The sequence below is a fragment of the Allokutzneria sp. NRRL B-24872 genome (assembly GCF_002155965.1).
Lineage (GTDB): Bacteria > Actinomycetota > Actinomycetes > Mycobacteriales > Pseudonocardiaceae > Allokutzneria.
Genome location: NZ_MUMH01000042.1, coordinates 33,750 through 60,539 on the forward strand (window position 1 = coordinate 33,750; position 26,790 = coordinate 60,539).

Here is a 26,790-nt window from a genome sequence, read left to right on the forward strand (position 1 = left end):
TTCACTCCTCGCGCCGGGTGTCGTGCAGCACCAGGAGCAGGGCCCGGCTCATGTTGAGCAGCGTCTCCAGCGCGGCCTCGTTGCCGCCGTCCTGCGGTGGAGCCCCGTCCAGGAACGCGACCGGCTGCGGAGCGGCGAACAACGGGTACCGAACCTCTTCGTCGGACACGGCGGTGCTCCTTCTCGAGTCGGAAACCGTCACAGGTGCGTCAGTTCGAGGTGGACCCGGAGCGCCCCGTGGACGTCTTCGAGTTGGACGGAGTGCTCCCACGCGATGTCGATGGGGCGGGCTCCGGTCAGAAAAGCCAGGACGACATCGCGAACAGGAACGTCGCTCTGCTCGTAGACCGGCTGACCGTCGGCCACGCGCGGGTCGACGACGACCGCGACCCCTTGTTCCCAGTAGGACCTCAGGCGTATCGCTCGGGGCAGGCCATCGGCGTCGACCGAGACGAACGCGACGTGCTCGTCCAGCACCTGGGTGAAGTCGACGTTCTTCGCCTTTCGTGAAACCGCTTTGACCAGTTCGTGCCGAGCGGGCCACAGCTGCCCGAAATCCTTGGCGACATCTGCGAGAGCGGTCCCGCTCAGCCCCGCTTTGAGCAGCGATCTCAGAAAGTTGGCCTGCACGAGCGCGTGGAGCGGAAGGCGCTCCGCGTGCACCCCTTCCACCAGTTCTCGCCTCATCCAGCTCCGGACGGCCCTTAACGGGATGTCCAGGTGGAAGGCCGCGTCATCGATCGTCAACATGGCCGCACCATGTCAGGACGGATGTTGTTGCCACCAAGGCAATCCATCACTCGACCTGCTGAACAATCGAGCCATAGGTCTCCGCAGCTGCCACAACACCTGGCAAGTCGTGTGCCCACGCGCCGAATCCACCAGCGTCGTCGCGTTCGATGATGACGAGGAAGGACGAGCGAGGTGTTGTCGTCATTCCCGCACGATGACAGAGGGAGGGGATTTGCCGCGCTGGCAAGGTGTCGCTCGATGTGCTGACAGAACTCCGGCCCGCCCCAAGAGCACGGGAGCGGGCCGGAGAACGCGTCACCTCAGGGAAGCAGGCCGTACAGGAACTGCTCCAGGTCGTCGATCCAGTCGATTCCGGTGCGCGGGAGGAACCGCACCACCTGCGGGTCGTGATCGCTGGCCTGGTCGTGGAACTCGGAGTTGATGTGCACCACGTCCAGGTTGGCCCGCTTCTGCAGGCGGTTGCCGACGAGGATGTGGTCCAGCGTCTGCGAGTTGCCCTCGTAGACGTAGCTGTAGCGCTCACCGACGGGCAGCCGGTTCATCGGCGCGGCAAGGGCTTTGGGGTCGAGCAGGGTCTGGACGGCCGGGGAGAACACGTAGTCGTTGAGGTCGCCGAGCACGACGAGGTTGGCGTTGCGGTCGGCCTTGAACAGGCTGTCGGCGAAGCCGCGCACGAGCTTGGCCTGGGCCAGGCGCTGGGTCTCGCTGGAGCGCACGGGCGGCTGGATGCGGCCGTGCAGCGGCTGGTCGCCGCCCTTGGAGTTGAAGTGGTTGGCGACCACGAAAACGCTGCGCTGCAACGGTCCCTGGGCCGGGAAGCGGAACTCTCCGGCGAGGGGCTTGCGGCTGGCCTGCCACGCGGGGTCGGCCGGGGCGATGCGGCCGGGCGAGGCGCTGAGCTTGGCGCGGCCCCGTTCCTGTTGCACGGCAACGGGAGTCACCGAGTCGCCGCCCGGACGGTCCACAAAGGACACTCGCTTGGGGTTGAACAGGAACGCGACGCGGATGTTGCCGCCGGGCTGACCGCCGTCGGCGTCGTCGACGGGGTTGATCTGGCGCCACTCGTAGCGCGGTCCGCCCGCGGCGACGATCGCGTCGGTGAAGCGCCGCAACGTCTGCTCGGCGGAGACGACGGAGTCGTTGGTGGAGCCGTTGTCGTCCTGGATCTCTTCCAGCGCAACGATGTCCGGTGACGCGAGGTTGCGGACGACGGCGCCGGCGAGCCGGTCGAACTTGGCCTGCTCGTCCTTCGGGGACAGGTTCTCCACGTTGTAGGTCGCGGTGGCCAGCTCGTGCTCGCGCTGCTTGCGAGTGGTCTCGGGCGCGAGCGGGCCAGCGACGTGCTGGCCGAGCGCACCGGCCTGCAGGACGTACCCGCCGAAGCGGCTGTAGTCCAGCGGCCCCTCGGTCGTCCCGGTCAGCTTGTCGCCGACGTTGGCGATCGGGAAAGGCCGCTCAGCGAACGGGATCAGCGACTCGATCTTGATGCGGCCGGTGTTGGCGTCTGCGTAGGACTGGTAGTTCGCGCCGCCGCGCGCCGTGGGGTTCTGGCCGGGCTTGCTGGTCACCCACAGCGCGTTGAAGCCGTCGGTCGGCCCGACCACGCGTGCGTCGTCGACGCGCAGCCGCATGCCCTCGCGCGACTCGTAGAAGTCGAGCGCGAACTTGGCGGGCTCCAGGGCAAGGCCCTCGATGTTCCCGCCGGGGCTCGGCGCGATCGGCACCGGAACGGTGTCCGGCTTGAGCACTTCGGCAGCGGGCACGGCGTTGCCGCTGGACCGCACGGTCCACTGCGCGCCGGTGAGCTGAGTGATCGACTGGTTTGCGGTGTTGGCAACGGTTTCACCGCTGGCCAGCGGGTAGAACTCGGCCACCTTGCCCGCCACGAGAACCGCGTCGCCAACCTTGACGGCGGGCGTCGTGGTGCCGGTGAAGACGAAAAGGCCCTCGCTGGTGCGCGGATCGGAGTCCGGCTGCGCGTCCTGGAACCAGAAACCGCGCGAGGAACCGAAGGCGCGGACGCCGGTCACCACACCGGGTACGTCGATGACCTGCTTGCCCGCCAACGGGGACAGCCGCGTGCTGCCCTGGATCTGGTGGATGCGGGCCTTCTCCGGAGCCGGTCCGGGCTCGCCGCCACCGGGGCGCTCCCCCTTGGAGTTCTCCGGCGTCGGGTCGCCTGCGGTGAAGTCCGCGGCGTTGTCGTCGGTGTCGGCCTTGCGCGCGACCGAAGTGGTGTTGCTCGCGGCGGGAGCCGGAGCGCCCTCGCGCACGGTGGCCGCGCCGAAGCCGACGAGGTCGCGGACGGCGGGGACGGCCGCGCAGTCTGCGGCGGTGAGACAGGTCAGCGGCTGGTCGCTGTTGACGAGCGCGACGGTGCCCGCGGTGCCGGAGAGGTTGGTGGTCCCGGTCGCGTCCGGGGTGGGCAGCGCGACGGCGCCGCCGGGCCCCTTGGCCTGGGCGACCAGGTAGCGCTTGCCAGCGGGGATGCTCCCGGCGAGCTTGGTGACCTGCCAGCGGCTGCCCGCGGACGGCGCGGCGGGCAGGTACTGCACGCTCCAGCCGTCCAGCGACACGGCGGTCGGGCTGGTCAGCTCGATGAAGTCCGAGGTCAGCGTGGCCCCTGCGTTGCCGCCACCGCCGTAGACCTCGGCGATGACCGCGTCGGGCGACGGAGCCGCGGTGGCGGCCGGGGCGAGTGCGACGAGCAGGGTTGTGCTTGCCAGTGCCGACAGGGTGGTGCGGCGGCGTTGCGGGGTCACGCGTCCTCCCGTACGGGTATTCGGGAGGTGGAATCTTTCCCCGACGGGGTGAACTTGGACAGGCGCTTGTGCAACAACTTGCCACCAGTTCGAAACCGATTGCGCGGTGGGCGAAGCTGGAAGAGTGATAGAGCAGTTGCATGCCCGATACGCACAGCACACGTGGGAGCAGGTGACCATCGGCTGTTCGGGCGCCGGTGTCTGGCGGCTCTCCGGGTCGACGGACTACTTCCTCAAGACCGTCGAGGGCGGCACTGAGCTGCACGAAGAGGCCGAGTGCCTGGATTGGCTCCGAGCGCAGGGGCTGCCCGCGCCGGAGATCGTGGAGCTGGGCGAGACCTGGATGGTGACGGTCGCCGCGCCTGGTCGATCGCTCGCCGAACTGGGCGGTGACGACAGGAGCTGGACCGCCGAGCAGGTCGACGCGCTGGCCGAGATCACGAGGACGCTGCACGCGCTGCCGACGGCGAACTGCCCCTTCGACCGCACCCTGGACAGGGTCATCCCGCAGGCCAGGCGCAATGCCGAGGCCGGGCTGGTCGACGAGACCGACTTCGACGAGCACCGCCTCGGCCGGACCGCGCTGGAGCTGATCGAAGATGTCGAATCGACTCAGCCTCAACACGAGGACCTTGTTGTCTGTCACGGCGACCTCTGCACGCCGAACGTGCTGCTCGACCCGGACACGCTCGTCGTAACGGGGTTGATCGACGTGGGGCGGCTCGGCGTCGCGGACCGCTACAACGACCTCGCGCTGACCGCACGCAGCCTCGGGCCCGCGCACGCGCCGCGCTTCTTCGAGTCCTACGGCGTGGTTCCCGACCCGGAGCGCGTGGAGTTCTACCAGCTGCTCGACGAGTTCTTCTAAGCGCAGCAACGAAAAGCCCGGCATCCGTGTGGATGCCGGGCTTTCGAAGCTGGCGGTAGCGGTGGGATTTGAACCCACGGAGGGCGTGAACCCTCACACGCTTTCGAGGCGTGCTCCTTCGGCCGCTCGGACACGCTACCGTGGGACAGTCTACCCGAGCGTTTCGCCGCTTTCGCACGGCCCCCCAGCTACTTGCCGGAGAGCTTGTCCTTGGCGTCCTGGACGGCGCCGGCGGCCTTGTCCTTCAGGTCGTGACCGGCTTCCTTGACCTCACCGGAGAGCTGGTCGCGCTTGCCCGCGTTCTCCAGGTCCTCGTTGCCGGTGAGCTTGCCGAGGCCCTCCTTCGCCTGTCCGACGAGCTGCTCGGCCTTGTCCTTGGCCTTGTCGAAAACGCTCATGGCGACTTCTCCTTCTCGCGTACTGGCAGGGGACACAGGAGAGATGCCCACGCGGAGAAATCCATCACGGCTTCGTGGTCGGGATCACTCGGAGCGGTGAGAAGGAGACGCGAAGAACTCGTTCATCAGCGACGCGCATTCGGCTTCGAGAACGCCGCCGACGACTTCGGGGCGGTGGTTGGACCGGCGATCCCTGAGCACGTCCCAGAGCGATCCCGCCGCGCCGGTTTTCGGTTCCCACGCGCCGAAAACGACGCGCCCGATCCGCGAGAGCACGAGTGCGCCCGCGCACATGGTGCAGGGCTCGACGGTCACGGCGAGGGTGCAGTTCTCCAGCCGCCACCCGTCGCCGTTGCGAGCCGCCGCGGCGCGCAGCGCCAGGACCTCCGCGTGCGCGGTCGGGTCGCCGAGCTCTTCGCGGGCGTTGCGGGCGCGCGCCAGCTCGGTGCCGTCCGGAGCGACGACGACGGCGCCGATGGGCACGTCCCCGGAGGCGGCGGCCGAGCGCGCGACCTCGATGGCGACGCGGATCAGCGCCCGGTCGGCCGGGGTGGCGAACGGTGTCATCTCTTCAGGGTCATCGGCTCAGGCCAGCAGGGGTTCCGCGACCTTGTCGAACTCGTCGACGAAGCCGCAGCGCTGGGCGATCATGCGCAGCTGCTCGTCCGGGTAGAGCTCGTCCTCGCCGACCACCAGGCGCAGCTCGGGTTCGGGCATGCCGAGGTCGGCGAGCAGGCCGAGGTCGCCCTCCGGCCACAGCTCCTCGTCGTCCGGATCGGGCGGATCGACGCGGAGCAGGTCGAGCACGTCGGCCGCCACGTCGTAGTCCAGCGCCGCACCCGCGTCGGAGAGCAGCAGGTCGACTCCGCCCGGGGTGGGGCGGACAACAACGAAGAACTCGTCATCGACATCGAGGAGTCCGAAGACCGCACCCGTGGACCGCAGCCCGCGCAGTTCGGTGATCGCCTTGTCGAGGTCGGTGAGCACCGAGCTGTCCATGGGACTGCACCGCCACCGTCCGTCTTCCCGGACGACAGCGACCGCAATTCCCCCGATCGGTTCTTGCACCGCCATGGCCACACGCTATGCGCATTCGCGCCCCGCCGAAAGCCGGAAGGGGCTCAGGAGACCTGCGAATTCCCGATACGAGCCGTGCGGAGGAGGTTTGCGGCGCGCTGAGGGCACAGGCTCACGTGATCGGGTGAAGGTTCGACCCTCCTCCCCACTGCCGCGACGGCCGGGCTACCGGCAGGATGGCCGGGTGCGTTCGGTGTGTGTGATCGGGTTGGGTCTCATCGGTGGTTCTGTGCTGCGTGCCGCGGCCGCCGCCGGCTACCAGGTGTTCGGCACGGCGGCCTCCGCCGCTGACCGGGCCGCCGCGGAAGCCGACGGCTTCACCGTGGTGTCGACGGTGGACGAGGCGGTGATCCACGCCGCCGAACGGGACTCCCTCATCGTGCTCGCGGTCCCGCTGACCGCGGCGCCGGACGTGCTGACCGTGGTGCACCGCTTCGCGGCGAAGACCCGGCTGACCGACGTGATGAGCGTGAAGGGCCCGATCGCGGAGGCCGTGCGCCGCTACGCGCCGGAGGCCCGCTACGTCGGCGGGCACCCGATGGCGGGCAAGGCCGACTCCGGCTGGGCCGCTGGCGACGCCAAGCTCTTCGAGGGCGCGGCCTGGGTGGTCGCCGCCGACGAGGGCACGGACGCGATCGTCTGGGCCGAGGTGGCGACGCTCGCGTTGGAGTGCGGCGCCTACGTCGTGCCCGCGGGCGAGGGCGACCACGACGCCGCGGTCGCGCGGATCTCGCACCTGCCGCACGTGCTGGCCGCGGTGCTCGCCGCGGTCGGGACGGACGGCGGGCCGATGGCGATGGCGCTCGCGGCGGGCTCCTTCGCGGACGGGACGCGCGTGGCGGGCAGCGATCCCGCGCTGGTGAAGGCGATGTGCGAGGGCAACCGGGACGCGCTGCTGGACGCGGTCGACGACGCGCTGGGCAGGCTCGGCGCTGCGCGCGGGTCGCTCGCCTCGACCGGGGCGCTCGGCGCGACGCTGGAGACCGGCTACCGGGCCCGGCGGGCGTGGGAAGCGGGTCGCGAGCAGGCTCCCGAGCCGCTGACCAGCGTGGACCTGACCGCGCCCGAGGCCATGGAGCTGTTGCGCAGCCTCGGCATCCTCGGCGGGCGGGTGACCTCGCTGGACGGGATGACCGCCGTCGGCGAGTACGCCGACTGGCCCATCTGAGCCCGTCGAGCGTTGCGGCTCGGCAACCTTGGGTGACCCGGGTCACCGGCGCCGCTAGCGTGGGCGGGTGGAACGTCGGCGTCTCGTTTTGCTGCTCGGAGCGGCGGTGCTCCTCGTCGGCGCCGTCACCGTGCTGCGCTCCACCAGTGAGGGTCCGGAGCCGGTGCGCCAGGGGCCGCGCCAGACCGAACCCCGCCAGCTGGAGCGCTTCTCGACCTCCGGAGCGATCCTGCCGGTGGCGCAGGCACCCCCGGCCGCGGTGTCGGTGCTCTCCGTGGAGCCGGGCCCGCGCCAGCTGCTGCTGAGGTGGGGCGACTCGCTCTCCGACGGCGTCGCGCCGCCGGGGTCGGCCGGGTACGAGGTGCGGTGGGGCAAGGGGAAGGCGCTGGAGCACACGCGCCTGGTGTCGCGCTCGCTCGTGCAGATCGGCGGACTGGAGAACGGCGCGGAACACCGCGTCGAGGTGCGCACGGTGGACGCCTTCGGGCAGCGCTCAGCGCCCGTCGGCGGCTCGGGGCGGCCGGAGCCGTACCCGCTGCGCGAGCCGTGGAGCTACGTCGACGCCTTCGACGACCCGAAGACCGTCGCCGACAACTGGCGGCTGAACCAACGCGGTTCCTGCGGCACGGCCATGCCCGGTGAGGGTGAGGAAGCCGGACAGCTGGTGATCATCGGCAACTGCGGCAACGAGCCCGCGACGCTGCGCCCGCGCACTCCGTTCAAGCTGGCCCAGACACCTCAGCGGAACGGGGAGCTGGGGCGAGCGGTCGTGGAGACCGACGGCTCCGGCACCGCGCAGCAGTTCACCATCGACCTCGTCCCGGGCCCGGCGGACCTCGTGCTGGGAACGGTGCAGGAGGTCGAGGGCTCGACGAAGCCGACCGACGCCGTCGAGGACCAGTCACTGCCACCCGGGACCGTTCGGGTGCGGGCCACCGCGTTCGGCGACAGCGGAGCCGTGCAGCTGCTGGTGCCGCCGCGCACCCCGCGCTCGGCGACGGTGATCGATCCTCGCTCGGTGCCCGCGACCCTGCCGCCGATGCCGATCTCGGTGCGGCAGCGCTGGGAGGTCGTCGTCTACGCGGACCGCGTGGAAGTGTTGCGGGACAAGCAACCCGTGGCCGCCGCGAACATCGTGGTGAACTGGCGCGAAGCCACCGTGCTGCTCGGGTTCACCGGTCGGGGCTCGGGGCAGACGCGCAGCACCGTCGACCTCGTCGGCTTCCTCGGAGCGCCGACCGCTCCCCCGCCGAGGTCGGTCCAGCCGCGGCTCAACTGGTCGCAGGGCGATCGGCGGGAACCGTTGGAGCGCCCCGCGAACGGCCGTCAGCTCGACCAGCACTCCGGCGGGCAGCTGCGGTTCACCCTGCTCTCGCGAGGCACTGTGCGGCTGGAGCAGATGACCGTGCGGGTCGGAGCCGTCCGGGTGCCCGTGCGCATGGCGGTGCCCGGAACGGAGATCGTGACCGGCGTGGGCTTCCCCGTTGTCGCGGACCTGCCGAAGGACGCGCTCGTGGTCACCGGCGACCTCAACACGCTGAACGTGGTGGTGGAGCACGAAGGCCCGCTCGAAGTCATGCAGGCCGGGATCGAGGTCTTCCCGGAGCCCGGCGCCCGGGTCGAGCCCCCCGCGACGCAGTCGAGCCGCCCGCTGGTCCGCAGGACGCCGCCGCTGCTCGCGGAACCGAGGGCCGAGCTGCTGGACGCCTCGGCGCGGCCCTTGGTGCCCGGCAAGACGCTGACGCCGGGCCGCGTGGTGCTGGCCGTGGAACTGGACGGCCCCGCCGCGCAGGTCGCCGCCGGGGAGCTGGCGCCGCTGGCCGGGCTGGAGGTGTTGGTGGACAACGAACGCGTCGCCCGGCTGCCCACGGCCGAGCAGGGGCCGGGCGTGGCGGGGCGCTGGCGCTTCGGGCTGACCACGACCGACCTGCCGTTCGGCCCGCACACCGTCGAGGTGCGGGCCATCGGGGTGAATCCGTCGACCCCACCTGCGCAGGCGTTCGTCTCCTTCCTGCTCGGACCCGCGTAACCACCCAGGACACGGCAGCATGGAGGCATGCCCGCGCTCATCCTGGACGCAGCACGCACACCGTTCGGCCGGTACCGGGGCGGTCTTTCCGGGGTTCGGGTCGACGACCTCGCGGCCCTGCCGATCGCGGAGCTGGTGCGGCGGCACTCCGCGACCCTCGACCCGGCCCGCGTCGACGACGTGGTCTACGGCAACACCAACGGAGCCGGTGAGGAGAACCGCAACGTCGGGCGGATGGCCGCGCTGCTGGCGGGTCTGCCCGTGACGGTGCCCGGCTCCACGGTGAACCGGCTGTGCGCCTCCGGCGGCGAGGCCGTGGTGCAGGCGGGGCGCGCGATCGCGGCGGGCGACGCGGAGGTGGTGATCGCGGGCGGCGTCGAGGGGATGAGCCGCGCGCCGTTCGTGGTGCCCCGGCCCGCGCAGGCGATGCCGGACCGGATGGAGCTGGTGCCAACGCTGGGCTGGCGGATGGTGAACCCCCGGATGCGTCCGGAGTGGACAGTGCCGATGGGGCTCGCCGCCGAGCGCGCCGCCGTCGAGCTGGGCATCGACCGCGCGGAGATGGACCAGTTCGCGCTGCGCTCGCACCGAAGGGCCGCCGCGGCGTGGGACGCGGGCGTGCACGACGGTTTCGTGTTCCCGGTGCTGGCCCCGGACTCCTCGCATCCCGTGCGGCGCGACGAGTCCGTGCGGCCGGAGGCGAGCGCGGCGAAGCTCGCGTCCCTGCGTTCGGCGTTCTCCACGGACGGCCCCGTGACGGCGGGCAACTCGTCCCCGTTCAACGACGGCGCGGTCGCGTTGCTGCTGGGCACCGAGCGCACCGCCGCCGAGCTCGGTGTGCAGCCGCTCGGCGAGGTCGTCGGCAGCGCCGTCGTCGCGTGCGAACCGCAGGGCTTCCTCGGCGCGGCAGCCCTGGCAGTGCGGAAACTGCTGGCCAGGATGGGCGTGAAGGCCGAGGACGTGGCGCTCTGGGAGGTCAACGAGGCGTTCGCGGCCGTGGTCCTGGCCGTGCAGCGGCACCTGCCGGAGATCGCGCCGGAGCGGGTGAACGTGCACGGCGGGGCGATCGCCTACGGCCACCCCCTTGGCGCGTCGACGCCGCGCGTGCTCGCCGACCTGTGCAGGCACCTCCGCGCGCGGGGCGGCGGTGTCGGCGTGGCGGTCAGCTGCGTCGCGGTCGGCCAGGCGCAGGCCATCGCCGTGCGGAACTGAAGCGACGGCGGTTTCCCGCCAGCTCCTCGGCGCCGCGCGAGCGAGGCTTGCAGGCATGTTGAACGTGTTGAAGGGGATGTACGCCGCCGAGGCCAGCTACCTCGCCGCCGGTGGACCTGGAAGAGCGGATTTCGCCGAGCTGGCGCCGTTCTTCACCGAGGACGTCGTGCTGCACCAGGCCGACGCGCTGCCCTACGGCGGGGTGTGGCGCGGGCACGACGGGATGGAGCGGTTCTTCCTGGCGATGAGCGCCGCGTGGGAGTCCTTCGAGATGGTGCGGCAGCGCATGATCTCCACGACCGAGCCGATCGTGGTGCTCACGGACGTTCGCGCGCGTGCGCGGGCGACCGGGCGCGAGCTGGAGTTCCCGATCCTGCAAACGATCGAGTTCCGGGGCGGGCAGATCAGCGAGGTGCGCCCGTTCTACTGGGACACCGCCGCGATCGCCGAGGCCACGCGCTAGATCTGGCGGGCGATCTCGGGGTAGTCGATCACGATGCCGTCGCGGTCAACGGTGATGTCGGAGCTGAAGCCCTCGGAGGAGTAGTTGACCACCGAGGTGCCCTCGCCGATCGAGACCGTGCGGTAGGTCTGCCGCTTGATCTCCACGGTGAGGTCCGGGAGGCTCACGTACGCGATCGGCAGGTCGTGCTCGCCCGCCTCGTGGTGCAGCTGGAGCCTGCGCACGGGCAGCGTGTTGAACAGCACGCAGTGCTGCACGTCGACCTCGGCGGCGCCGTCGAACTGGGTGCGCTGGGCGCCCTGGCCCCGGTCCATCAGCCAGAAGCCGTCCTCGGAGCGGCTGAAGGACAGCTGCCGCTCGACCTCGGCGGTGATGCTGTGCAGGAAGACGCGCTTGACCACGCCGTTCTCGCCGACCGTCACGTCGTAGGTGGCGTTGAAGGCCTCGGCCTCGCGGGTGCGCGGGGCGATCATCCGGCCCGCGGCCCGCAGCCTGCGGTTGTCGGAGAGCAGCAGCCGGGCCGACTCCAGGCGCGGCGCGCCAACGCCCTGCCAGGTCAGCAGCATCGGACGGCGCTGGCCGGGAGTGGTGTTCGACACGCTCATCGCTCCTCGTGCGTCCCCGCGTTCCAGCCCGGCCTGGTCACGAACAGTGTGCGCCGAGCACCAGCCACGCAGCGTACTCGACTTCACCCGGGCGTTCTCACCGCCGACCCGACCGGCCCTCGCTGCCGTGGCGGTGAGTCACCACGCCGGAGGACGACCGAGCCAAGATCACGCTACCGCCGTTGTGGCCCGTACCGGTAGCCACGTGCGACGATCGTCGCGCCGCCGCCTGGAGCGCGCCCCGAACCGGGTCGCAACCAGGAGGTCCCCGCCCATGTCGCGATTGCTTCGCGTCCTCGTGCCGTTGTCGCTGCTCGCGGCCACGGTCACCGCAACACCGGCCGCCGCCGCGGTCGTAGCGGCACGGCCCGCCCCGGAGTTCACCACGACCACCACGGCGAGCACCGTGGCCTCGCGCACCGACCGCCGCCCGATGGCGGGCGCGGTGCACGACCCGGTCGCCGGAGCCACCTACATCACCTGGTCCGGTCAGCACGCCGACAACTACGTGCAGGGCTACGACCACCGGCGCGGCACGTGGAGTCCGCCGCAGAAGATCGCCGCGGGCGAGTCCGACCCGCACAACTACCCGACGATGGTGCTCGCCGACGACGGCCACGTGCTGGTCTTCCAAGGCATGCACAACAAGGCGCTGGTGATGACGCGCGCCAACCGCCCGCACTCGATCGCGGACGGCTGGACGCAGACGGAGATCCCGCAGGGCAAGGCCGCGAGCTACCCGATGCCCTTCAAGACCGCCAACGGCGACGTCTACGTGTTCTTCCGCGAGACCACGCAGGAGCTCGACCCCTCGGTACCGACCGACACCCGGCCCATGCGCTACGTGCTCTCCACCGACAACGGGCGGACGTGGCGCAATTCCGAACAGCTCACCGGGAAGCCGTTCGCGATCGGCTCGACCGCTCGCGCGGACAACATGAACGAGATCTACATCGGCCAGATGCGTTACGAGCGCAGCGGTTCCCGCGAGCGGGTGCACATCGTCTACACGCTCGCGGGCGGCGGTCCCGAAGGCCACAAACACGACCGCTACCACCGCAACGTCTATTACGCGTGGTTCGACCCGGCCACCCGTTCCTTCCATTCCGCGAGCGGCCGCGACCTCGGCGCGCAGATCGACGACGCAGATCAGGAACTGCACCTGAAGGTCGCTGAGACACCGTTGGTGCTGCCGGGCGGAATGAAGTCCCCGGACTACATCCAGCTCGTCGGCGCGAACGGAAACCGGCCGTTCCTGTTGTGGTTCACCGGCGACGACAACAAGGTGCTGCACGACTTCGCGTCGGTGTGGACCGGAAACCGTTGGGAGACGAAGGAAATCGCCACGGGGCTGCGCGTGCGCGAGGCGGAGCGCGTCGACGGCTCGACCTGGCGGGTGTACGCGACCCGCGAGGGCCAGCCGAACATCGAGACGTTCCTGCTCTCCGACGGGCGGAGCTGGCGGGCGGAGACGGCGATCCCGACGGCGAAGCCCGTGCAGCGCGTCGAGGTCGTCACCGGCTTCCGCGACCCGGCGCGGATCATCGCGACCGGCGCGTCCAGCGACCGCGACGTGAAGGTGGCGGACGGCGACATCACCGTCGCCGGGATCAGGCCGTGCCGGGTGGAACTGCCCGTGCTGGGCTGCGTCCTGCGCTGATCTCCCCGGCGAACGAGAAACGGGGCCGTGTCCACAGTGGACACGGCCCCGTCTCGTCAGCTCAGCGGGCTATCAAGCCTTCTTGCGCTTGCGCTGGAGCACCAGGGCGGTGGCGCCACCGGCGACGAGCACGCCACCGAGGATCACCGGGAACAGGATCGACGCACCGGTGTTGGCCAGGTCGTCGCCGTTCGCCGAGGTCGTGGTGGTCGGCGCGGTCGTCGGCGTCGTGGTGGGCGCCGTCGTCGGGACCGTGGTGCTGGTCGGGCCCGGGGTGGTGGTGACGACCGGGGCCGCCGTCCAGTCAGCCTTGGCCTTGGCCTTCACCTTGGTGTTCTCCGCCTGCGCCAGGATCAGCGTCTGGGTGCGGGCACCGTCACCGACGAACAGGCGGCCCTTCTGCAGGACGGCCTTGGCGTTGAAGTCGATGGTGGCCTTGCCGGCCTTGGCATCGGCCGGGACCGACACGAAGACCTCGCCGCCGTTGCCGACCGAGGTCACGACGTTGCCCTTGGCGTCGACGAGCTTGGCGCCCGCGTCACCCTTGGCCTCGACGCTCACCTTGTCGGCGGTGGTGTTGACCTTGAACGGGCCGATCGGCTTGCCAGCGACGCCCGACTTCTCGGCGGGCTCGACGTTCAGCGCCGGCGCGGGCTGGTTCTTCATGCCCACGTTCTTCGGACCGGTCAGGTACTTGTACAGCGCCACGACGTCGGCCGGGTTGTCGCCGGGGTTGTCGAGGAGGTTGACCTTGTTGCTGAAGTGCCAGATCGCGGCCTGGGTGCCCGAGATGGCCTCGCGCTCGTCCAACGTCCCGCTGCCAGCGGCCTTGGCCAGCGCGGCCAGGTCGGACACGGCGGGGTAGGAGTGGTGCAGGATCCAGTTGACCTTCTCCGGCTGCGTCTTGAAGCCCTTGGAGCTATCGGGGTACTTCTCCCACGGCGACTCGACGAGCGGGGCGCCGTTGACGTTGTTGACCGTCAGCTCGACGCAGTAGGTCTTGACCTTGGTGCCGTCCTCCAGCTCAACACCAAGCAGCTTGGCGTGCCAGGAGTTGCCGTCGGACAGCTTGACGTGCAGGCCGTCGACGTTGGCGGCGTGGTTGACCTTGGCCTTGGTGGCTTCGGCGAAGGCCGGACCGGCGAAGGCCAGGGAGATCGCCGCGGCGCTGAGCAGCACCGCGCCGAGGCGCGAGGAACGCAACCCGGATGCCATAACTCTCCTTCCCGCTCGGGATCTCTCCCGGAAACGGGGCTTAAAGGGTTTGGAATTGTTGAAACGCACCCGTCGCTCGACGTCGAGCCGGTTAGCCCGTTCGGGCTAGTTCCTCGGCGAGAAATACCAGGTTCGCGGAACGACCGGGCGAACAATACTCGTTCGTGTCAAACCCGCGTGAGCGGGGTACCCCATAGCGGGAAAACGATCTTCACTCTGGGTAACGAATGCCGGACGGCCGACAAAAGCCCAGTACAGCGTTACGGCAATGGGACCGATCGGGCGAAAACACGCATTACGTGTAACGCCGCGAAAACGCTTCGCAATCGTTTCCGAATCCCCCGGCAACGCCGAGCCTATCCGGTGACCCGACGTGTCCGGCGCCACATTGACCCTGACACGGGTGTCAAACTTTAGCGTCGGTGCCATGACGACTTCAGCGAAATCCTTGGCGCACAACGAGAAGCTCGCAGGCAAGGTGGCCGTGGTGACCGCGGCCTCGCGCGGGATCGGCCGGGCCATCGCGCTCCGCCTCGCCGCGGACGGGGCCTCGGTGGTGGTGAACTGGCACAGCAACTCCACCGCGGCCGACGAGGTCGTCGCCGCGATCACCGGCGCGGGCGGCAAGGCAGTCGCCGTCCAGGCCGACATCGGGGTCCCGGCCGACGTCGACCGGCTCTTCGCGACGGCGCTGCGGGAGTTCGGCGCGCTGGACATCCTGGTCAACAACGCCGGGGTGGTCGCCGTCAACAAGCCGACCGCCGAGGTGAGCGACGAGGAGATCCAGCGCACCGTCGCGGTCAACTTCACCGGCACGTTCCAGGCGATGCGGCACGCGGCGCGGGAGCTGCGCGACGGCGGGCGGATCATCAACATCTCCACCGGCTACACCCGCTACCCGAGCCCGAAGGTTGGCATCTACGCGGGCACCAAGGCCGCCGTCGAGCAGTTCGCCATCTCCGCCGCCAAGGAGCTGGGGCCGCGCGGCATCACCGTGAACACCGTGCTGCCGGGAATCACCGACACCGACGGGATCTCCCACGACGTCAGGCAGAACCTCGACGGCTTCATCGAGATGACACCGCTCGGCAGGCTCGGCCAGCCCGGCGACATCGCCGACGTGGTGGCCTTCCTGGCCGGAGACGAGTCGCGGTGGATCACCGGCCAGTCCATCGTCGCCGCGGGCGGCCTGGTCTGACCTCTGCCTCGCGTTTCGCGTTTTGGCTACGTTTTGTGATTCGGGAGCGCTCTCCTTCGCAACACGTTGCCAAAACGCGAGTACGGCGCGCGCCGGGGCCGGGCGCGGTCGGGACGCACCGCTTCGATGGGCGCGCCTTGCCAGCGCCCGTCAACGCGACGGCGAGCGTGACGAGATCAACGGTGGCAGCCGGGATACGCAGGGGTGCTACCCGGTGTGCCGACTGACGGGTTCCCGGGTTGGCGCTGGTCATCGCGCCCCCGAAACAATGTGTCCCGTGAGTGGTGAGACAGCCGCGCCGAGCCGGGTGAGCACCGGGCTGCGGTTCGTGTACTGCAAGCGAGCGTGGCTCGGCGCGCTGCACCTGCTGCTCGCCCCGTGGTGGGCGCTGCTGACCGCCTTCGCGACGGTCGCGGGCCTGGTCGGCTCGCTGGTGTCGCTCCCGTTGGTGCTGCTCGGGGTGCCGTTGTTCGTGCTCACCGGCGATGTGCTGATCAGCGCGGCGCGCAGCGAGTCCACGTGGTTCCGCCGGGTCTTCGGCGTGCACATCCGGATCTCCCCGCGCACCGTGCCCAGCGGCACCTCGCTGCTCGGCGCCGCGCGCTCGCTGCTCACCGACTCCGGCTTCTGGCAGCTCACCGCGTACAACGTCGTGCGCCTGCCGCTGGCCTGGCTGACGCTGGTGGCGCCGCTGCTCGCCGTCGTCCTGGGCTACTACCTGGTCCAGGAGCCGCTGCGGATGGCCTTCGTCGAGAACGCGCAGCCCGAGCTGGCGTTCCTGGCCTCACCGTCCACGCTCGCCGTCAACGGGCCGCTGTGCGTCGTGCTCGGCCTGACCCTGGTGCTCGGTTCTCCCCTGCTGTGGCGGATTCTCTCCAACGTCCACATTGGACTCGCGCAGTTGTTGTTGCGCGGCAGCAAGATGCACGAGTTGACCGAGCGCGTCAGCGAGCTGGAGGTGAGCAGGGCCGCGACGGTGGACTCCGTCGAGGCCGAGCGCAGGCGGATCGAGCGCGACCTGCACGACGGCGCGCAGCAGCGGCTGGTGTCGCTGGCGATGACGCTCGGGCGGGCGCGCAGCAAGAAGGACAACGACCCCGACGGCGCGAGCGCGTTGCTCGAACAGGCCCACAACGAAGCCAAGGAAGCCATCACCGAGCTGCGCGACCTGGTGCGCGGACTGCACCCGCCGGTGCTCGCCGACCGAGGCCTGGACGCGGCGTTGTCCGGGTTGGCCGCGCGTTCTCCGGTCCCCGTGACGGTGCGCTACGACGTGTCCGACCGGCCGCCGAGGACGATCGAGGCGATCGCCTACTTCATGGTCGCCGAGGCGCTGACCAACATCGCCAGGCACGCCGACGCGAGCAAGGTCGTCGTCGGCGTGGAGCGCTCCGGCGTGGTCCTGCGGATCACCGTGCGGGACAACGGTTCCGGCGGAGCCTTCATGCGGCCGGGCCACGGGTTGGCCGGGCTGGTGGACCGCGCGAGCGGGGTGGACGGAACGCTGGCGGTGCACAGCCCGGTGGGCGGACCGACCACCCTGACGATGGAGCTGCCATGCGAATCGTGATCGCCGAGGACTCCGCGCTGCTGCGCACCGGGCTGACCCTGCTGCTCGCGGAGAACGGGCACGAGGTCGTCGAGGCGGTCGGTGACGCCGAACAGCTGCTGCGCGCGGTCCTCGCACACCGGCCCGACGTGGCCGTCGTCGACGTGCGGATGCCGCCGACCTTCACCGACGAGGGACTGCGCGCGGCGCTGCTGATCAGGCAGGCGCAGCCGGAGACCGCCGTGCTCGTGCTGTCGCAGTGGGTCGAGGAGCGCTACGCGGCCGACCTCATCGGCGGCGGCCTCAACGGGGTCGGTTACCTGCTCAAGGACCGCGTCGCCGACGTCGCGGACTTCCTGGACGCGTTGAACCGGGTCGCGGCGGGCGGTGCCGTGTTCGACCCCGACGTGATCGCGCAGATCCTGGCGCGCAACCGGCGCAACGACCCGCTGGCGCCGCTCACCCCGCGCGAGCGGGAGGTGTTGCAGCTGATGGCGGAGGGCCGCTCCAACGCGGGCATCGCCTCGGCGCTGACGATCACCGAGCGCGCGGTGGAGAAGTACGTCGGCAGCATCCTCGGCAAGCTCGACCTCCCGCCAGCCGGTACCGACCACCGGCGCGTGCTGGCCGTGCTCCGCTATCTTGAGAGCTGATGCGAGCACTCGACAGGTGGCGTGACTCCCTTGCGGCGTGGGCGATTCCGGCCGACGTCGGGCAGCACGAGTCGCCGTGGGTGCTGCCGCGCGAGGTCTTCGTCCGGCGGTGCGACCGCCAGCTGGAGCGGCGCGAGGGCGCTTCGCTGCGGCTGACCGAGGAAGCTCTCGGCTCGGGCGGCAGCGTGCTCGACGTCGGGGCGGCGGCGGGCGCGGCCAGCGTGCCGCTGCGCGGGGTCACCGACCTCGTCGCGGTGGACGGCGATGCCGAACTGCTCGCGGAGCTCACGCGGCGGGCGAGCGCGCGGACCGTGCTCGGGCTCTGGCCGGAGGTCGCCGAGAGCTGCCCTGTCGCGGATGTCGTGGTGTGCGGGCACGTCGTCTACAACGTGCCCGACCTCGCGCCCTTCGTGGCCGCGCTGACCAGCCACGCGCGAAGGCTGGTCGTGGTGGAGACGGCCGAGCGGCACCCGCTGACCGCGCTGAACCCGTTGTGGCGGCACTTCCACGGCGTCGAGCGACCGACCGGCCCCACGGCCGAGGACTTCGCGGAGTGCTTGCGGGAGTTGGGGATCGAGCCGCGCGTCGAGCGGTGGAGCCGGGCGCCCGCCGCCGAGCACGCCGACTTCGCCTCGCTCGTCGAGGTGACCCGGCGGCGGTTGTGCCTGCCCCGCGACCGCGCGTCCGAAGTGGACGGTCAGCTGCGCGCGCTCGGCATCGACCCGGAGCGGCCGCCGGACCTCGGCTCGTCCGGGGACGACGTTGTCACCCTGTCGTGGCGGCCTCGGGTGATCCACTAGCCTCGGCCGTCACATCGGTGAGGCCAGGAGGAAAAGTGACCGGGGTTCTTGACTGGACCGGACTGCGTGACGCCTACGGGCCCGCGACCGAGGTTCCGGCCCTGCTGGACGCGCTGACCGGCGCGGACGAGGACGGCCGCCAGTCGGCGATCAACGACCTCTACGGCCGGCTGCTGCACCAGGACACGCTGTCCGACGCCACGCCGCACGTGGTGCCGCTGCTCGCGGAGCTGCTCCCCCGCCCGGGACTGGACGCCGAGATCCGCGCGCACCTGACCTTCTTCATCGCCGCGATCGCGAACACCACCTCGGCGTTCTCGGCTGACGGCACGGAGATCGTCTGCGCCTCCTACGACGACGCGGGTGTGGAGACCGACCTCCCGGAGACCGTGGTCGCCGCGCGCGCCGCCGTCGCCGCCATCGCCCCCGCGGTCTTCGAGCACCTGACGCTGGAGCGCGACGCCGCGGGCATGATCGCCCTCGCCACGGTCGCCCCGGACGCGGTGTCCCCGCTGCACGTGGAGTCCTTCGCCAAGCTCGCCACCGACGGCGGCGACCTGGGCGCGGCCGCGTGGATCGCGGTGGCGCTGCTGCGCGGCGAGGACGTCGACCCGGAGGAGCTGCGCGACCGCGTCTCCGGCAACCCCGACGTGCTGGACATGGTCGAGTGGAACCTGGCCGACGCGCCGACGGACATCGTCGCCCGGTCCGCCGCGTTCGAGCTGGCCGCCAGCGCCGCCTTCCCGGACGGCTTCGGTCCGGACGACGCTGACGGCCTCGACGCTGACAGTCTGGACGCGGGCGCCGTGTAGCTCACTCACCGGGCTGCCGTCACCGCGTGGTGGCGGCAGGCCGGACGGCGCCGGTAGTAGTACGCGAGCACGGCGGCGGCCAACAGCGGCGCCCACAGCGGGAACGGGAAGACCAGCAGCATCTCCGGCCTCGGGTCCGGCCCCGACAGCGCCATGATCCCGAACGACACCCCGGCGAAGGCCATCACCGCGGCGATGAGCGCTCCGAAGGTCACCGGGAACGCGAGCGGCACCGGCCGTCCGCGCAGCACCGGCACCCAACGCGGCCAGATCTCGCCCCAGCGCTGGATCAGCCCGAGCGTCAGCACGCTGCCCCCGAGCGCGGCGAAGCCCAGCAGCAGCCCCATCAGCCGGATTCCGGCCGACTCCGTGACGTTCTCCGGCCCCAGCAGGGCGACCGGCGTCAGCCACGACATCCGCATCAGGCCGTACGGCAGCGGGCACAACGCCGCCGCGATCGTCACGTAGCGACCCCAGCGCGCAGCGGCCTCCGGCTCGGTCCACCTGGCACCCGGTCGCCCGCACGAGCCGCAACGTCCTTTCGCAGCGCGGAAAGCGACGACCGCGGCCCATGCCCACACCAGGCCGCCCACGAGGAAGAACACCATGTAGACCGGGCGCATCGAGAGCTGGTTCTCTGGAGCCGCCTCCGCGTTGACGAGCGCGGAAACCGCTGTGCCGTCGAGGATTCCGCTCCACCAGCCGACGAGCCCGACCGCCAGCAGCGCACCGATCACGATCAGCGCGCGCCGGAGGCTCCCCAGTGCTCCCGCGATCAGCATGACCACCAGCGCGATCGGCGCACCGAGCGCGAAGAGGTAGCCGACCAGGATCAGCACCTGCATGTCCGGGACGCACAGGCCGAACAGGACCGCGTAGAGCCCGCCCAGCACCGCGACCGGTCGGCCGATCCCCCTGCGCAGCGCGAGCGCCGCGAGCACTCCGACCGCGCCCAGCACGAGCGTCGCCACCGCGCCGACCCGCACGTCCACTCCCGCGAGCAGTGAACCGCTGTTGGGCCGGGTGTCGTTGGCGCCGAAGGGATACTTCGAGGGGTCGATGGTCCACAGCAGTCCGAGCGCCGTCGCGGCCAACGACCAGAGGAGTGCGAGCGCGGAGGTCCGCGTGAGTGCTCGATCGGTCATGCACCGAGTCTCGGGCGCGCGCCGCACCGCGACCTCCCTCCGCAGGGGGAGACGATCTCGCGCGCATGAGGGAAATCGGGCGGCGCTAGTCTTCCGCGCGGCGAGAGGAGCGGCGGAGTGACCGGTCGCAGGGAACTCGGCGCCCGCGTCACGCGCTACGAGACCGATGGGGCCGGGCGCCGGAAGCGGGCGCTGGTGCTGCTCTCCATCGGCGTGGTCTGCCTCGTCGGCTGCGCTCTGCCGTTCCCGATCCCCTTCGCGGCCGCGATCGCGGCTCTGCCGTGCCTGTGGGCCGGGTGGACGCACGCCCGGCTCGCGGTGCGGCACCCCGGCGAGGTTTTCCTGCTGCACGAGGGTGGTCTGGTGCACGAGCACTCCGGCCAGGCCCACGTCCACCGGTGGCACCAGTTCTCCACCGCCGCGAATCCCGCCAGCAGCAACGCGTTGAGCCGCCTGCTCGGACTGGACGTGCACCTGCGGATCACCCTCGTCGGCGGCGGCGAGATCGTCGTCACCGGCCTGACTCCTGGAGCGGAGCAGCTGGCCGCCGCAGTCCTGCGCGCGGTCTGAACGGGCCGGAAAAGCAGAAAACCCCCTGTTGCCAGGGGGCTTTCAGCTGTCTCAACCAGACGTGCGCTCGACAGGATTCGAACCTGTAACCTCTTGATCCGTAGTCAAGTGCTCTATCCGTTGAGCTACGAGCGCGAGTGTTTTCAGTTGTGGCCCGACCGAGATCGGACACTGCGGAGGCTCCGGGATTTGAACCCGGGATGGGCGATAAACCCAAACCGCATTAGCAGTGCGGCGCCATAGACCGGACTAGGCGAAGCCTCCCGGGGCCATCTCTGACCGCCGGGGTAAACCTTACACAGAGCGTCCATCGCAAAGCAAAACGGGGGTCCCCTAACCGCGTCCGCGCTGGTCAGCCCGGGCGCCGGGGAGGGAGAACCGCTCCCCGGCGACCCGTGCCGCTACGCCTCCTCGCGGTCGGAGTCGACCGTGCCGAAGCCAGATCCGGGGCGGCCGATCTCGCCGTAGCCGTCCGGTTCCGGGGTGTGCCCACAGAGGTCCTGCTCGTCCAAGGCCATGCGCAGAAGCTTCCAGGGCCGATCGGGCACGGCAACGGCCAAACGGGTGGAGAGGCTCGTCACGCCCGGTTACCCCTGGCCAGTTCCTCGAAGGGCCGCAGCGCGTCGGGATTGCTCAGCGCCTCGCGGCTCACCGCCCGGTCGGCCGGGGTGCCGGTCAGGATCTTCTTCACCGGCACCTCGCACTTCTTGCCGTTGAGCGTCCTCGGGATGTCGGCGACCGCGACGAACTGGTTCGGCACGTGCCTCGGCGAGAGCTGGGCGCGCAGCGCGGAACGCAGCCGGGGCTCCACGTCGGAAAGCGAGATCCCCTTGTCCAGCACCAGGAAGCACAGCAGCTCGCCGTCGCCCTGGCCCACCCCCGACGTGTCGATCACGAGCGAGTCGAGCACCTCGTCGAAGCCCTCGACGACCCGGTAGAACTCGCTGGTGCCCATCCGCACGCCGCCCCGGTTGAGGGTGGAGTCGCTGCGGCCGTAGATCACGCAGGACCCGCGCGGGGTCACGCGAATCCAGTCGCCGTGCCGCCACACGCCGGGGTAGGTCTCGAAGTAGGCCTCGCGCAGCCGCGAGCCGTCGGCGTCGTTCCAGAACGAGACCGGCATCGACGGCATCGGCTTGGTGATCACGAGTTCGCCGACCTCGTCGGAGACGGGTTTGCCCGCCTCGTCGAAGGAATCCACGGCGGCGCCGAGCATCCGGCAGGAGATCTCGCCCAGCCACACGGGCACCTCGGGCGCCGCGCCGACGAAGGCCGTGCACAGGTCGGTGCCGCCGGAGACGCTGGCGATCTGCACGTCACCGACCTCGTCCATGATCCAGCGGAAGCCCTCCGGGGAGAGCGGGGCGCCCGTGGAACCCAGTGCCCGCAAGGCGGAGAGGTCGTGCTCGCGCGCGGGCTTCAGCTCGCGCTTGAGGCAGGACTGGATGTAGGGCGCGGAGGTGCCGAAGTAGGTGACCCGGTGCCGCTCGGCCAGCCGCCACAGCGCGCCGAGGTCCGGATGCGCCGGATTGCCGTCGAAGAGCACGATCGTGCTGCCCACCATGAGGCCGGAGATCAGGAAGTTCCACATCATCCAGCCGGTGGTGGTGAACCAGAAGAACCGCTCCCCCGGGCCCAGGTCGCAGTGCAGCGCAAGGGCTTTGACGTGTTCGAGGACGATGCCGCCGTGGCCCTGCACGATGCCCTTGGGCAGCCCGGTGGTCCCGGAGGAGTAGAGCACCCACAGCGGGTGGTCGAAGTCGACGGCCTCGAACTCCAGCGCCGCACCGGCGTTGCGCTCCAGCAGCGCCCGCCAGCCGACGGTGCCCTCCAGCTCGGCGCCCGTGGCGAGGTAGTCGACGAGCACCGTCGCCTTGAGCCCCGGGATGCCCCGCCGAAGTTCGTCCACAGTGGACCGAGTGTCGAACTGCCTGCCGTTGTAGACGTAGCCGTTGACCGCGACGAGCACGGTCGGCTCGATCTGGGTGAAGCGGTCGGACACCGCGCGAGCGCCGAAGTCCGGTGAGCAGGAGGACCACGTCGCGCCCAGGCTCGCCGCCGCCAGGAAGGCGATCAGCGCCTCGGGTGAGTTGGGCACCAGCGCCGCGACGCGGTCGCCCCTGCGCACGCCCAGCTCGACGAGCCCGGCACGCGCGGCGGCGACCTCGGCCCGCAGCTGCCCGTGCGTCAGCGTCGCCTCGAAGCCGTCCTCACGCGCGAAGATCACCGCGGAGTCGTTGTCGCCCTTGCCTTCTCCACCGCGCAGCGCGTGCTCGGCGTAGTTCAGCGTGGCACCGGGGAACCACGTCGCGCCCGGCATCCGCTCGTCGTCGAGCACCGAGCTCGGGCGGTCGTGGAAGCGCACGTCGGAGAACTCGGCGAGCGCGCCCCAGAACCCGGCGAGGTCGTCGACCGACCACTGCCAGAGCGCCGGGTAGTCCGGCAGGTCCAGCTCGCGCTCCGCGCGCAGCCACGCGCGGAACGCGGCGATCTTGGTGGTGGCGACCCGATCGGGGTCGGGCCGCCACAACAGCTCGGGTTCCTCGGCGTTGAGGTTCTCGCTCATGCCTGCTTCCTAACTCATCGGCAGGCGGAGAACCAGGGATGTGTCCCAGATCTACCGGAGGTGGGAGTCGAACCAGTTGAGGGTGCGCTGCCACGTCTCGGCCGCGGCGCGGGGGTCCTCGGCGTGCGGGTCGATCGGGCCGGAGTACACGACGACGTCGGTGGCGACCTTGGCCGAGGAGGCGGCGTCGCGCAGCTTCTCCACGTCCTCGCGCGGGATCATCGTGTACTGCTCGCTGTAGATGCCCAGCCACGGGCACGTCAGCTCGCCCGCGACCTCCACCAGCGGCGGCAGGTTGGGCGAGAGCGCGGAGACGATGCCCGCGCCCGCGACGGTGACCGCCGCGCCGATGCTGCGGCTGGTGGCCACGAACAGCGCGACCGAACCGCCGACGCCGAAGCCGACGACGCCCATCCGGTCGGGCTCCACGCCCTGCTGGGCCAGCCACACGAAGGCCGCGTCGGTGTCGGCCAGCACGGAGTCGGCGGAGAGCCTGCTGACCTGGTCGAGGATGCTCTCGGCGTCCTCGGGGTCGTGCACCTGGTCGTCGCCGTCCCGGTGGTAGAGGTGCGGCGCGATGGTCAGCCAGCCCTCCTGCGCCAGGCTGCCCGCGACGTCGCGGATCGCGTCGGTGACGCCCCTGGCCTGGTGCAGCAGGACAAGTCCGCCACGAACCGCCGTGTCCGGTTCCGCGACCGTGCAGCGGAGTTCGCTGCCGTCGGTGAGCTGGAGCGTTTCGGTGCGGGTCTGCGTCATAAAGCCAGCCAATCACGTGGGGGTGAACACCAGTCAACGTGACCAACCATACGGAGCAACAACCGCGAGCCGCCCGGTGGAATTCGTGCATTAGGTTCGTCTTCGGCTGTTGGACCAGCGGCGAACCTGAGGAGCGACGATGACCGTGCGGACTCGCCCGGACCTGGAGACACTGCCCGGCTACCTGCCCGGCAGGACGATCCCGGGCGCGATCAAGCTCGCCAGCAACGAGGTCTCGCTCGGCCCGCTGCCCAGCGTGCGCGGCGTGATCGCCGAGGCCGCCGCCGGGATCAACCGCTACCCGGACATGGGGGTGACGGCGCTGGTGGACCGCCTCGCGGCGAAGCTCTCCGTCGAGCCGTCCAGGATCGCGGTCGGCTGCGGTTCGGTCGCGCTGTGCCAGCAGCTGGTGCAGGCGATGTGCGAGCCCGGCGAGGGTGTGATGTTCCCGTGGCGCTCCTTCGAGGCCTACCCGATCGTCACGCAGATCGGTGGCGCGCGGGCGATCAAGGTTCCGCTGACCGGAGCACACGCGCTCGACCTCGACGCGATGCTCGCCGCGATCACCGACGACACCCGCGTGATCTACGTGTGCACGCCGAACAACCCGACCGGGACCACGCTGCGGCGCGCGGAGCTGGAGCGCTTCCTCGACGCGGTGCCCAGGGGGCCGCTGGTCGTGCTGGACGAGGCGTACAAGGAGTTCATCACCGACCCCGACGTGCCCGACGGCATCGAGGTGGCTCGCGGCCGCGACAACGTGGCCGTGCTGCGCACCTTCTCCAAGGCGTACGGCCTGGCCGGGCTGCGCGTCGGCTACTGCTACGCCCCCGAAGAGGTCGCGGCGGCGATGCGCAAGGTCTGCGTGCCGTTCAGCGTGAACATGATCGCGCAGGCGGCGGCGATCGCGTCGCTGGACGCCGAGGACGAGCTGATGGAGCGCTGCCGGGAGATCTCCGGGGAGCGCGAGCGCGTGCGCGGCGAACTGCTCGCGATGGGCTACGAGGTGCCCGAGACCCAGGCGAACTTCGTGTGGCTGCCGCTCGCGGAGCGCACTCCGGCGTTCAACGCGCACTGCCTGGAGCAGAAGCTCGTCGTGCGGGCCTTCGGCGAGGAGGGCGCGCGCGTGACGATCAGCACGGCCGAGGAGAACGACCTGTTCCTCGCCGCAGCGCGGAGCTTCCTGGCCGGCTAGCCCATCAGCCCGTCAGCCGGAAGTCGATCACTTCGACGGGCATGCCCGCCCCGGCGACCGTCGTCCAGTGCCGGTCGCCGGTGAGGACGGGCACGCCCTCTTCCCACGCGAACGCGAGGCAGCACAGGTCGCCGAGGGAGAGCTTGCCGAGCCTGCGCTCCCGGGTGCGGCGGATGCCCGCGTCGATCCGCTTCAGCTCGGCGAAGCGCTGCGCGTGCTCGATCTCCAGCGGCACCACGGCGACGCCCATCGCCTCGATCTCGGCGGTCGCGGCCAGGGAGTCGATCCCGGCGGACTGGGCCAGGCAGTAGAGGACCTCGCCGAGGTTCACCGAGGTGATCAGCGAGTTCGGCAGCACGTCGGCGTAGGGCTGGGCGCGCGGTTCGCCGTCGAGCAGCGCGAGCACGAACGAGGCGTCGAGCAGCACCGGGCCTTCTGGGAGGGTCATTCGCGCTCGGCGTCCTCGGCCCGCGACTCCAGCAGCGCGGACTCCATCGAGGCGTCGACGCCCTTGGTGCGCTTGCCCTCCGCGACGGCGGCCTGGAGCCTGCCGAGCGCGGCTTTGGGGTCCTCCAGCACGATGCGGCCGGGTCCGACGACCCTGGCCACCAGTTCCTTCGCCTCCGGCAGCTCCGCGTCGCGCAGCAGCTGCGCGGGCAGCGTCGGCCGCCGCTTGGCGTCGAGGACGAGCCGGTAACTGGTCATGTCACCCACGGTACGCCGAAGGTGGGACGTCGTCGATGCTTCCCACCCGACTGCCGGAGAGGGTCAGGCCACCAGGCGCCACTGGTAGGAACCGCTCTTCAGCGGCGCGGTGATCTTCTTCGTCCACGCGGTCTTCACCGTGCAGGACGGGGTGACGGAGGTCTTGCGGACGGTGAACGTGCGCGCCTCGACGTACTGCTGAACTCGACGGATCTGCCCGGCGGGGACCTTGGCGGAGTGGGTCCAGCGCGCTGCGTGCGCGTGGGCGAGGACCACGGTGGCGCGCAGCGAAGTCCTCGCGGAAGTGAAGATCCGCTCGGCCTCGGCCTTGGGCACACCGGCGAGAGAGGCATTCGCGCGGACGTCGGCCCGGGCGTCGAAAATGATCTCTCCGGGGCCTTCCAGGTAGTCGCTGCGCAGGTCGGTCGGTAACCAGGAAGTCGCCGCACCGGAGACGGAATACGAAACCTGCCCGGATTCGGCACAGGCGGCGAAGGCGGCCGGAGCGCTCAGCGCGCTCACCGTCGCGGAGGCGAGAGCGACGCACAGCGCCGCGTTCAGTATGCGAGTCACGGCCGGAGATAATGGCAGCATCACCGCAGCGCAGCGGACTCAGCATCGATAAAGTGAA

Annotated in this window: 29 protein-coding genes and 3 tRNA genes; 13 read left to right on the forward strand and 19 right to left on the reverse strand. The window is 70.7% G+C overall.

Annotated features, from left to right (window positions below; translation table 11 throughout):
• Window position 1: 1 nt before the first annotated feature.
• The 4 genes from CCN37_RS39780 to CCN37_RS11985 all read right to left on the reverse strand — a co-directional run bounded on the left by CCN37_RS39780 (window position 2) and on the right by CCN37_RS11985 (window position 3,515).
• On the reverse strand, window positions 2-169 hold the full coding sequence (locus CCN37_RS39780) for a hypothetical protein (RefSeq protein ID WP_168200638.1): 168 nt from the start codon (window positions 167-169) through the stop codon (window positions 2-4).
• 29 nt (window positions 170-198) lie between these two features.
• Window positions 199-750: a DUF433 domain-containing protein gene (locus CCN37_RS11980; protein ID WP_086820813.1), complete on the reverse strand. Its 552-nt coding sequence runs from the start codon at window positions 748-750 to the stop codon at window positions 199-201.
• Between the two features lie 46 nt (window positions 751-796).
• Entirely contained in the window at window positions 797-937 is a 141-nt protein-coding gene (locus tag CCN37_RS39785) for a type II toxin-antitoxin system HicB family antitoxin (protein ID WP_168200639.1), read from the reverse strand.
• 115 nt (window positions 938-1,052) lie between these two features.
• Complete coding sequence (locus CCN37_RS11985) at window positions 1,053-3,515, reverse strand: endonuclease/exonuclease/phosphatase family protein (protein ID WP_371504030.1); 2,463 nt, start codon at window positions 3,513-3,515, stop codon at window positions 1,053-1,055.
• A gap of 124 nt (window positions 3,516-3,639) precedes the next feature.
• Between CCN37_RS11985 and CCN37_RS11990 the strand changes: the two genes are divergently transcribed.
• Entirely contained in the window at window positions 3,640-4,383 is a 744-nt protein-coding gene (locus tag CCN37_RS11990) for an APH(3') family aminoglycoside O-phosphotransferase (protein ID WP_086820890.1), read from the forward strand.
• A 50-nt stretch (window positions 4,384-4,433) separates the two neighbouring features.
• Here CCN37_RS11990 and CCN37_RS11995 read toward each other — a convergent pair.
• The 4 genes from CCN37_RS11995 to CCN37_RS12010 form a co-directional block, all read right to left on the reverse strand.
• Window positions 4,434-4,523 (reverse strand) — tRNA-Ser (locus CCN37_RS11995).
• Between the two features lie 48 nt (window positions 4,524-4,571).
• Window positions 4,572-4,781 (reverse strand): CsbD family protein, encoded by a 210-nt coding sequence (locus CCN37_RS12000; protein ID WP_086820815.1) that lies wholly within the window; start codon window positions 4,779-4,781, stop codon window positions 4,572-4,574.
• Window positions 4,782-4,865: 84 nt separating this feature from the next.
• The gene (locus CCN37_RS12005) at window positions 4,866-5,348 is read right to left on the reverse strand and encodes a nucleoside deaminase (protein ID WP_086820816.1); all 483 of its coding nucleotides are present in this window, start codon (window positions 5,346-5,348) and stop codon (window positions 4,866-4,868) included.
• Window positions 5,349-5,366: 18 nt separating this feature from the next.
• Complete coding sequence (locus CCN37_RS12010) at window positions 5,367-5,855, reverse strand: tRNA adenosine deaminase-associated protein (protein WP_086820817.1); 489 nt, start codon at window positions 5,853-5,855, stop codon at window positions 5,367-5,369.
• Between the two features lie 187 nt (window positions 5,856-6,042).
• On the opposite strand from CCN37_RS12010, the gene CCN37_RS12015 reads away from it, so the two are divergent.
• The 4 genes from CCN37_RS12015 (at window position 6,043) to CCN37_RS12030 (ending at window position 10,730) form a co-directional block, all read left to right on the forward strand.
• Window positions 6,043-7,026 carry a prephenate dehydrogenase gene (locus CCN37_RS12015; protein ID WP_086820818.1) on the forward strand — a complete coding sequence of 328 codons (984 nt, stop codon included), beginning with the start codon at window positions 6,043-6,045 and terminating at the stop codon, window positions 7,024-7,026.
• A gap of 67 nt (window positions 7,027-7,093) precedes the next feature.
• Window positions 7,094-9,055, forward strand: a complete 1,962-nt coding sequence (locus CCN37_RS12020; RefSeq protein ID WP_143261571.1) for a hypothetical protein — start codon at window positions 7,094-7,096, stop codon at window positions 9,053-9,055.
• 27 nt (window positions 9,056-9,082) lie between these two features.
• A complete protein-coding gene (locus CCN37_RS12025) occupies window positions 9,083-10,267 on the forward strand; it encodes a thiolase family protein (RefSeq protein WP_086820820.1) in 1,185 nt (394 codons plus the stop codon).
• A gap of 55 nt (window positions 10,268-10,322) precedes the next feature.
• Complete coding sequence (locus CCN37_RS12030; RefSeq protein WP_246842967.1) at window positions 10,323-10,730, forward strand: nuclear transport factor 2 family protein; 408 nt, start codon at window positions 10,323-10,325, stop codon at window positions 10,728-10,730.
• On the opposite strand, the gene CCN37_RS12035 is transcribed toward CCN37_RS12030, so the two are convergent.
• Complete coding sequence (locus tag CCN37_RS12035; RefSeq protein ID WP_168200640.1) at window positions 10,727-11,329, reverse strand: putative glycolipid-binding domain-containing protein; 603 nt, start codon at window positions 11,327-11,329, stop codon at window positions 10,727-10,729. The two genes, CCN37_RS12030 and CCN37_RS12035, sit on opposite strands and share 4 nt — an antisense overlap.
• Before the next feature lie 280 nt (window positions 11,330-11,609).
• Between CCN37_RS12035 and CCN37_RS12040 the strand changes: the two genes are divergently transcribed.
• Window positions 11,610-12,995 (forward strand): BNR-4 repeat-containing protein, encoded by a 1,386-nt coding sequence (locus CCN37_RS12040; protein ID WP_086820822.1) that lies wholly within the window; start codon window positions 11,610-11,612, stop codon window positions 12,993-12,995.
• Between the two features lie 72 nt (window positions 12,996-13,067).
• Here the strand turns inward: CCN37_RS12040 and CCN37_RS12045 are convergent, their stop codons facing one another.
• Entirely contained in the window at window positions 13,068-14,210 is a 1,143-nt protein-coding gene (locus CCN37_RS12045; protein WP_086820823.1) for a thioester domain-containing protein, read from the reverse strand.
• Window positions 14,211-14,637: 427 nt separating this feature from the next.
• On the opposite strand from CCN37_RS12045, the gene CCN37_RS12050 reads away from it, so the two are divergent.
• The 5 genes from CCN37_RS12050 to CCN37_RS12070 all read left to right on the forward strand — a co-directional run bounded on the left by CCN37_RS12050 (window position 14,638) and on the right by CCN37_RS12070 (window position 19,222).
• On the forward strand, window positions 14,638-15,408 hold the full coding sequence (locus CCN37_RS12050) for a glucose 1-dehydrogenase (protein WP_086820824.1): 771 nt from the start codon (window positions 14,638-14,640) through the stop codon (window positions 15,406-15,408).
• Window positions 15,409-15,685: 277 nt separating this feature from the next.
• The gene (locus CCN37_RS12055; RefSeq protein ID WP_168200641.1) at window positions 15,686-16,978 is read left to right on the forward strand and encodes a sensor histidine kinase; all 1,293 of its coding nucleotides are present in this window, start codon (window positions 15,686-15,688) and stop codon (window positions 16,976-16,978) included.
• Window positions 16,966-17,610, forward strand: coding sequence for a response regulator transcription factor (locus CCN37_RS12060; protein ID WP_086820826.1), 645 nt, complete (start codon window positions 16,966-16,968; stop codon window positions 17,608-17,610). Before CCN37_RS12055 ends, CCN37_RS12060 begins: the two co-directional genes overlap by 13 nt.
• Window positions 17,610-18,410, forward strand: a complete 801-nt coding sequence (locus CCN37_RS12065; protein WP_086820827.1) for a methyltransferase domain-containing protein — start codon at window positions 17,610-17,612, stop codon at window positions 18,408-18,410. Before CCN37_RS12060 ends, CCN37_RS12065 begins: the two co-directional genes overlap by 1 nt.
• 35 nt (window positions 18,411-18,445) lie before the next feature.
• A complete protein-coding gene (locus CCN37_RS12070; RefSeq protein ID WP_086820828.1) occupies window positions 18,446-19,222 on the forward strand; it encodes a hypothetical protein in 777 nt (258 codons plus the stop codon).
• A gap of 5 nt (window positions 19,223-19,227) precedes the next feature.
• Here CCN37_RS12070 and CCN37_RS12075 read toward each other — a convergent pair whose 3' ends face one another.
• Window positions 19,228-20,367, reverse strand: a complete 1,140-nt coding sequence (locus tag CCN37_RS12075; RefSeq protein WP_086820829.1) for a hypothetical protein — start codon at window positions 20,365-20,367, stop codon at window positions 19,228-19,230.
• Window positions 20,368-20,484: 117 nt separating this feature from the next.
• On the opposite strand from CCN37_RS12075, the gene CCN37_RS12080 reads away from it, so the two are divergent.
• A complete protein-coding gene (locus CCN37_RS12080) occupies window positions 20,485-20,937 on the forward strand; it encodes a hypothetical protein (RefSeq protein WP_086820830.1) in 453 nt (150 codons plus the stop codon).
• A 62-nt stretch (window positions 20,938-20,999) separates the two neighbouring features.
• Here the strand turns inward: CCN37_RS12080 and CCN37_RS12085 are convergent.
• The 5 genes from CCN37_RS12085 to CCN37_RS12105 form a co-directional block, all read right to left on the reverse strand.
• A tRNA-Arg gene (locus CCN37_RS12085) sits at window positions 21,000-21,072 on the reverse strand.
• Window positions 21,073-21,111: 39 nt separating this feature from the next.
• Window positions 21,112-21,201 (reverse strand) — tRNA-Ser (locus CCN37_RS12090).
• Between the two features lie 137 nt (window positions 21,202-21,338).
• Window positions 21,339-21,518 carry a hypothetical protein gene (locus CCN37_RS12095; protein ID WP_086820831.1) on the reverse strand — a complete coding sequence of 60 codons (180 nt, stop codon included), beginning with the start codon at window positions 21,516-21,518 and terminating at the stop codon, window positions 21,339-21,341.
• A complete protein-coding gene (locus CCN37_RS12100) occupies window positions 21,515-23,503 on the reverse strand; it encodes an acetoacetate--CoA ligase (RefSeq protein ID WP_086820832.1) in 1,989 nt (662 codons plus the stop codon). The genes CCN37_RS12095 and CCN37_RS12100 overlap by 4 nt, the downstream gene beginning before the upstream one ends.
• A 51-nt stretch (window positions 23,504-23,554) precedes the next feature.
• Window positions 23,555-24,259, reverse strand: a complete 705-nt coding sequence (locus tag CCN37_RS12105) for a dienelactone hydrolase family protein (RefSeq protein WP_086820833.1) — start codon at window positions 24,257-24,259, stop codon at window positions 23,555-23,557.
• Between the two features lie 139 nt (window positions 24,260-24,398).
• Here CCN37_RS12105 and hisC point away from each other — a divergent pair, with 139 nt between their 5' ends.
• A complete protein-coding gene (hisC, locus tag CCN37_RS12110; RefSeq protein WP_086820834.1) occupies window positions 24,399-25,454 on the forward strand; it encodes a histidinol-phosphate transaminase in 1,056 nt (351 codons plus the stop codon).
• 4 nt (window positions 25,455-25,458) lie between these two features.
• Here the strand turns inward: hisC and CCN37_RS12115 are convergent, their stop codons facing one another.
• The 3 genes from CCN37_RS12115 to CCN37_RS12125 form a co-directional block, all read right to left on the reverse strand.
• On the reverse strand, window positions 25,459-25,902 hold the full coding sequence (locus CCN37_RS12115) for a PIN domain-containing protein (RefSeq protein ID WP_086820835.1): 444 nt from the start codon (window positions 25,900-25,902) through the stop codon (window positions 25,459-25,461).
• Window positions 25,899-26,159, reverse strand: a complete 261-nt coding sequence (locus tag CCN37_RS12120; RefSeq protein WP_086820836.1) for a hypothetical protein — start codon at window positions 26,157-26,159, stop codon at window positions 25,899-25,901. Before CCN37_RS12120 ends, CCN37_RS12115 begins: the two co-directional genes overlap by 4 nt.
• Before the next feature lie 63 nt (window positions 26,160-26,222).
• Complete coding sequence (locus CCN37_RS12125; protein ID WP_086820837.1) at window positions 26,223-26,732, reverse strand: hypothetical protein; 510 nt, start codon at window positions 26,730-26,732, stop codon at window positions 26,223-26,225.
• Between the last annotated feature and the right edge of the window lie 58 nt (window positions 26,733-26,790).

Excerpts from the sequence above, each read along its gene's own strand:
- CCN37_RS12000 (WP_086820815.1), bottom strand. The coding sequence starts at position 4,781 with ATGAGCGTTTTCGACAAGGCCAAGGACAAGGCCGAGCAGCTCGTCGGA.
- CCN37_RS12120 (WP_086820836.1), bottom strand. The coding sequence starts at position 26,159 with ATGACCAGTTACCGGCTCGTCCTCGACGCCAAGCGGCGGCCGACGCTG.
- CCN37_RS12060 (WP_086820826.1), top strand. The coding sequence starts at position 16,966 with ATGCGAATCGTGATCGCCGAGGACTCCGCGCTGCTGCGCACCGGGCTG.
- CCN37_RS12025 (WP_086820820.1), top strand. The coding sequence starts at position 9,083 with ATGCCCGCGCTCATCCTGGACGCAGCACGCACACCGTTCGGCCGGTAC.
- CCN37_RS12105 (WP_086820833.1), bottom strand. The coding sequence starts at position 24,259 with ATGACGCAGACCCGCACCGAAACGCTCCAGCTCACCGACGGCAGCGAA.
- CCN37_RS12005 (WP_086820816.1), bottom strand. The coding sequence starts at position 5,348 with ATGACACCGTTCGCCACCCCGGCCGACCGGGCGCTGATCCGCGTCGCC.
- CCN37_RS11980 (WP_086820813.1), bottom strand. The coding sequence starts at position 750 with ATGTTGACGATCGATGACGCGGCCTTCCACCTGGACATCCCGTTAAGG.
- CCN37_RS12040 (WP_086820822.1), top strand. The coding sequence starts at position 11,610 with ATGTCGCGATTGCTTCGCGTCCTCGTGCCGTTGTCGCTGCTCGCGGCC.
- CCN37_RS12030 (WP_246842967.1), top strand. The coding sequence starts at position 10,323 with ATGTTGAACGTGTTGAAGGGGATGTACGCCGCCGAGGCCAGCTACCTC.
- CCN37_RS12045 (WP_086820823.1), bottom strand. The coding sequence starts at position 14,210 with ATGGCATCCGGGTTGCGTTCCTCGCGCCTCGGCGCGGTGCTGCTCAGC.
- hisC (WP_086820834.1), top strand. The coding sequence starts at position 24,399 with ATGACCGTGCGGACTCGCCCGGACCTGGAGACACTGCCCGGCTACCTG.
- CCN37_RS12100 (WP_086820832.1), bottom strand. The coding sequence starts at position 23,503 with ATGAGCGAGAACCTCAACGCCGAGGAACCCGAGCTGTTGTGGCGGCCC.
- CCN37_RS12010 (WP_086820817.1), bottom strand. The coding sequence starts at position 5,855 with ATGGCGGTGCAAGAACCGATCGGGGGAATTGCGGTCGCTGTCGTCCGG.
- CCN37_RS12115 (WP_086820835.1), bottom strand. The coding sequence starts at position 25,902 with ATGACCCTCCCAGAAGGCCCGGTGCTGCTCGACGCCTCGTTCGTGCTC.
- CCN37_RS39785 (WP_168200639.1), bottom strand. The coding sequence starts at position 937 with ATGACGACAACACCTCGCTCGTCCTTCCTCGTCATCATCGAACGCGAC.
- CCN37_RS12075 (WP_086820829.1), bottom strand. The coding sequence starts at position 20,367 with ATGACCGATCGAGCACTCACGCGGACCTCCGCGCTCGCACTCCTCTGG.
- CCN37_RS12050 (WP_086820824.1), top strand. The coding sequence starts at position 14,638 with ATGACGACTTCAGCGAAATCCTTGGCGCACAACGAGAAGCTCGCAGGC.
- CCN37_RS12065 (WP_086820827.1), top strand. The coding sequence starts at position 17,610 with ATGCGAGCACTCGACAGGTGGCGTGACTCCCTTGCGGCGTGGGCGATT.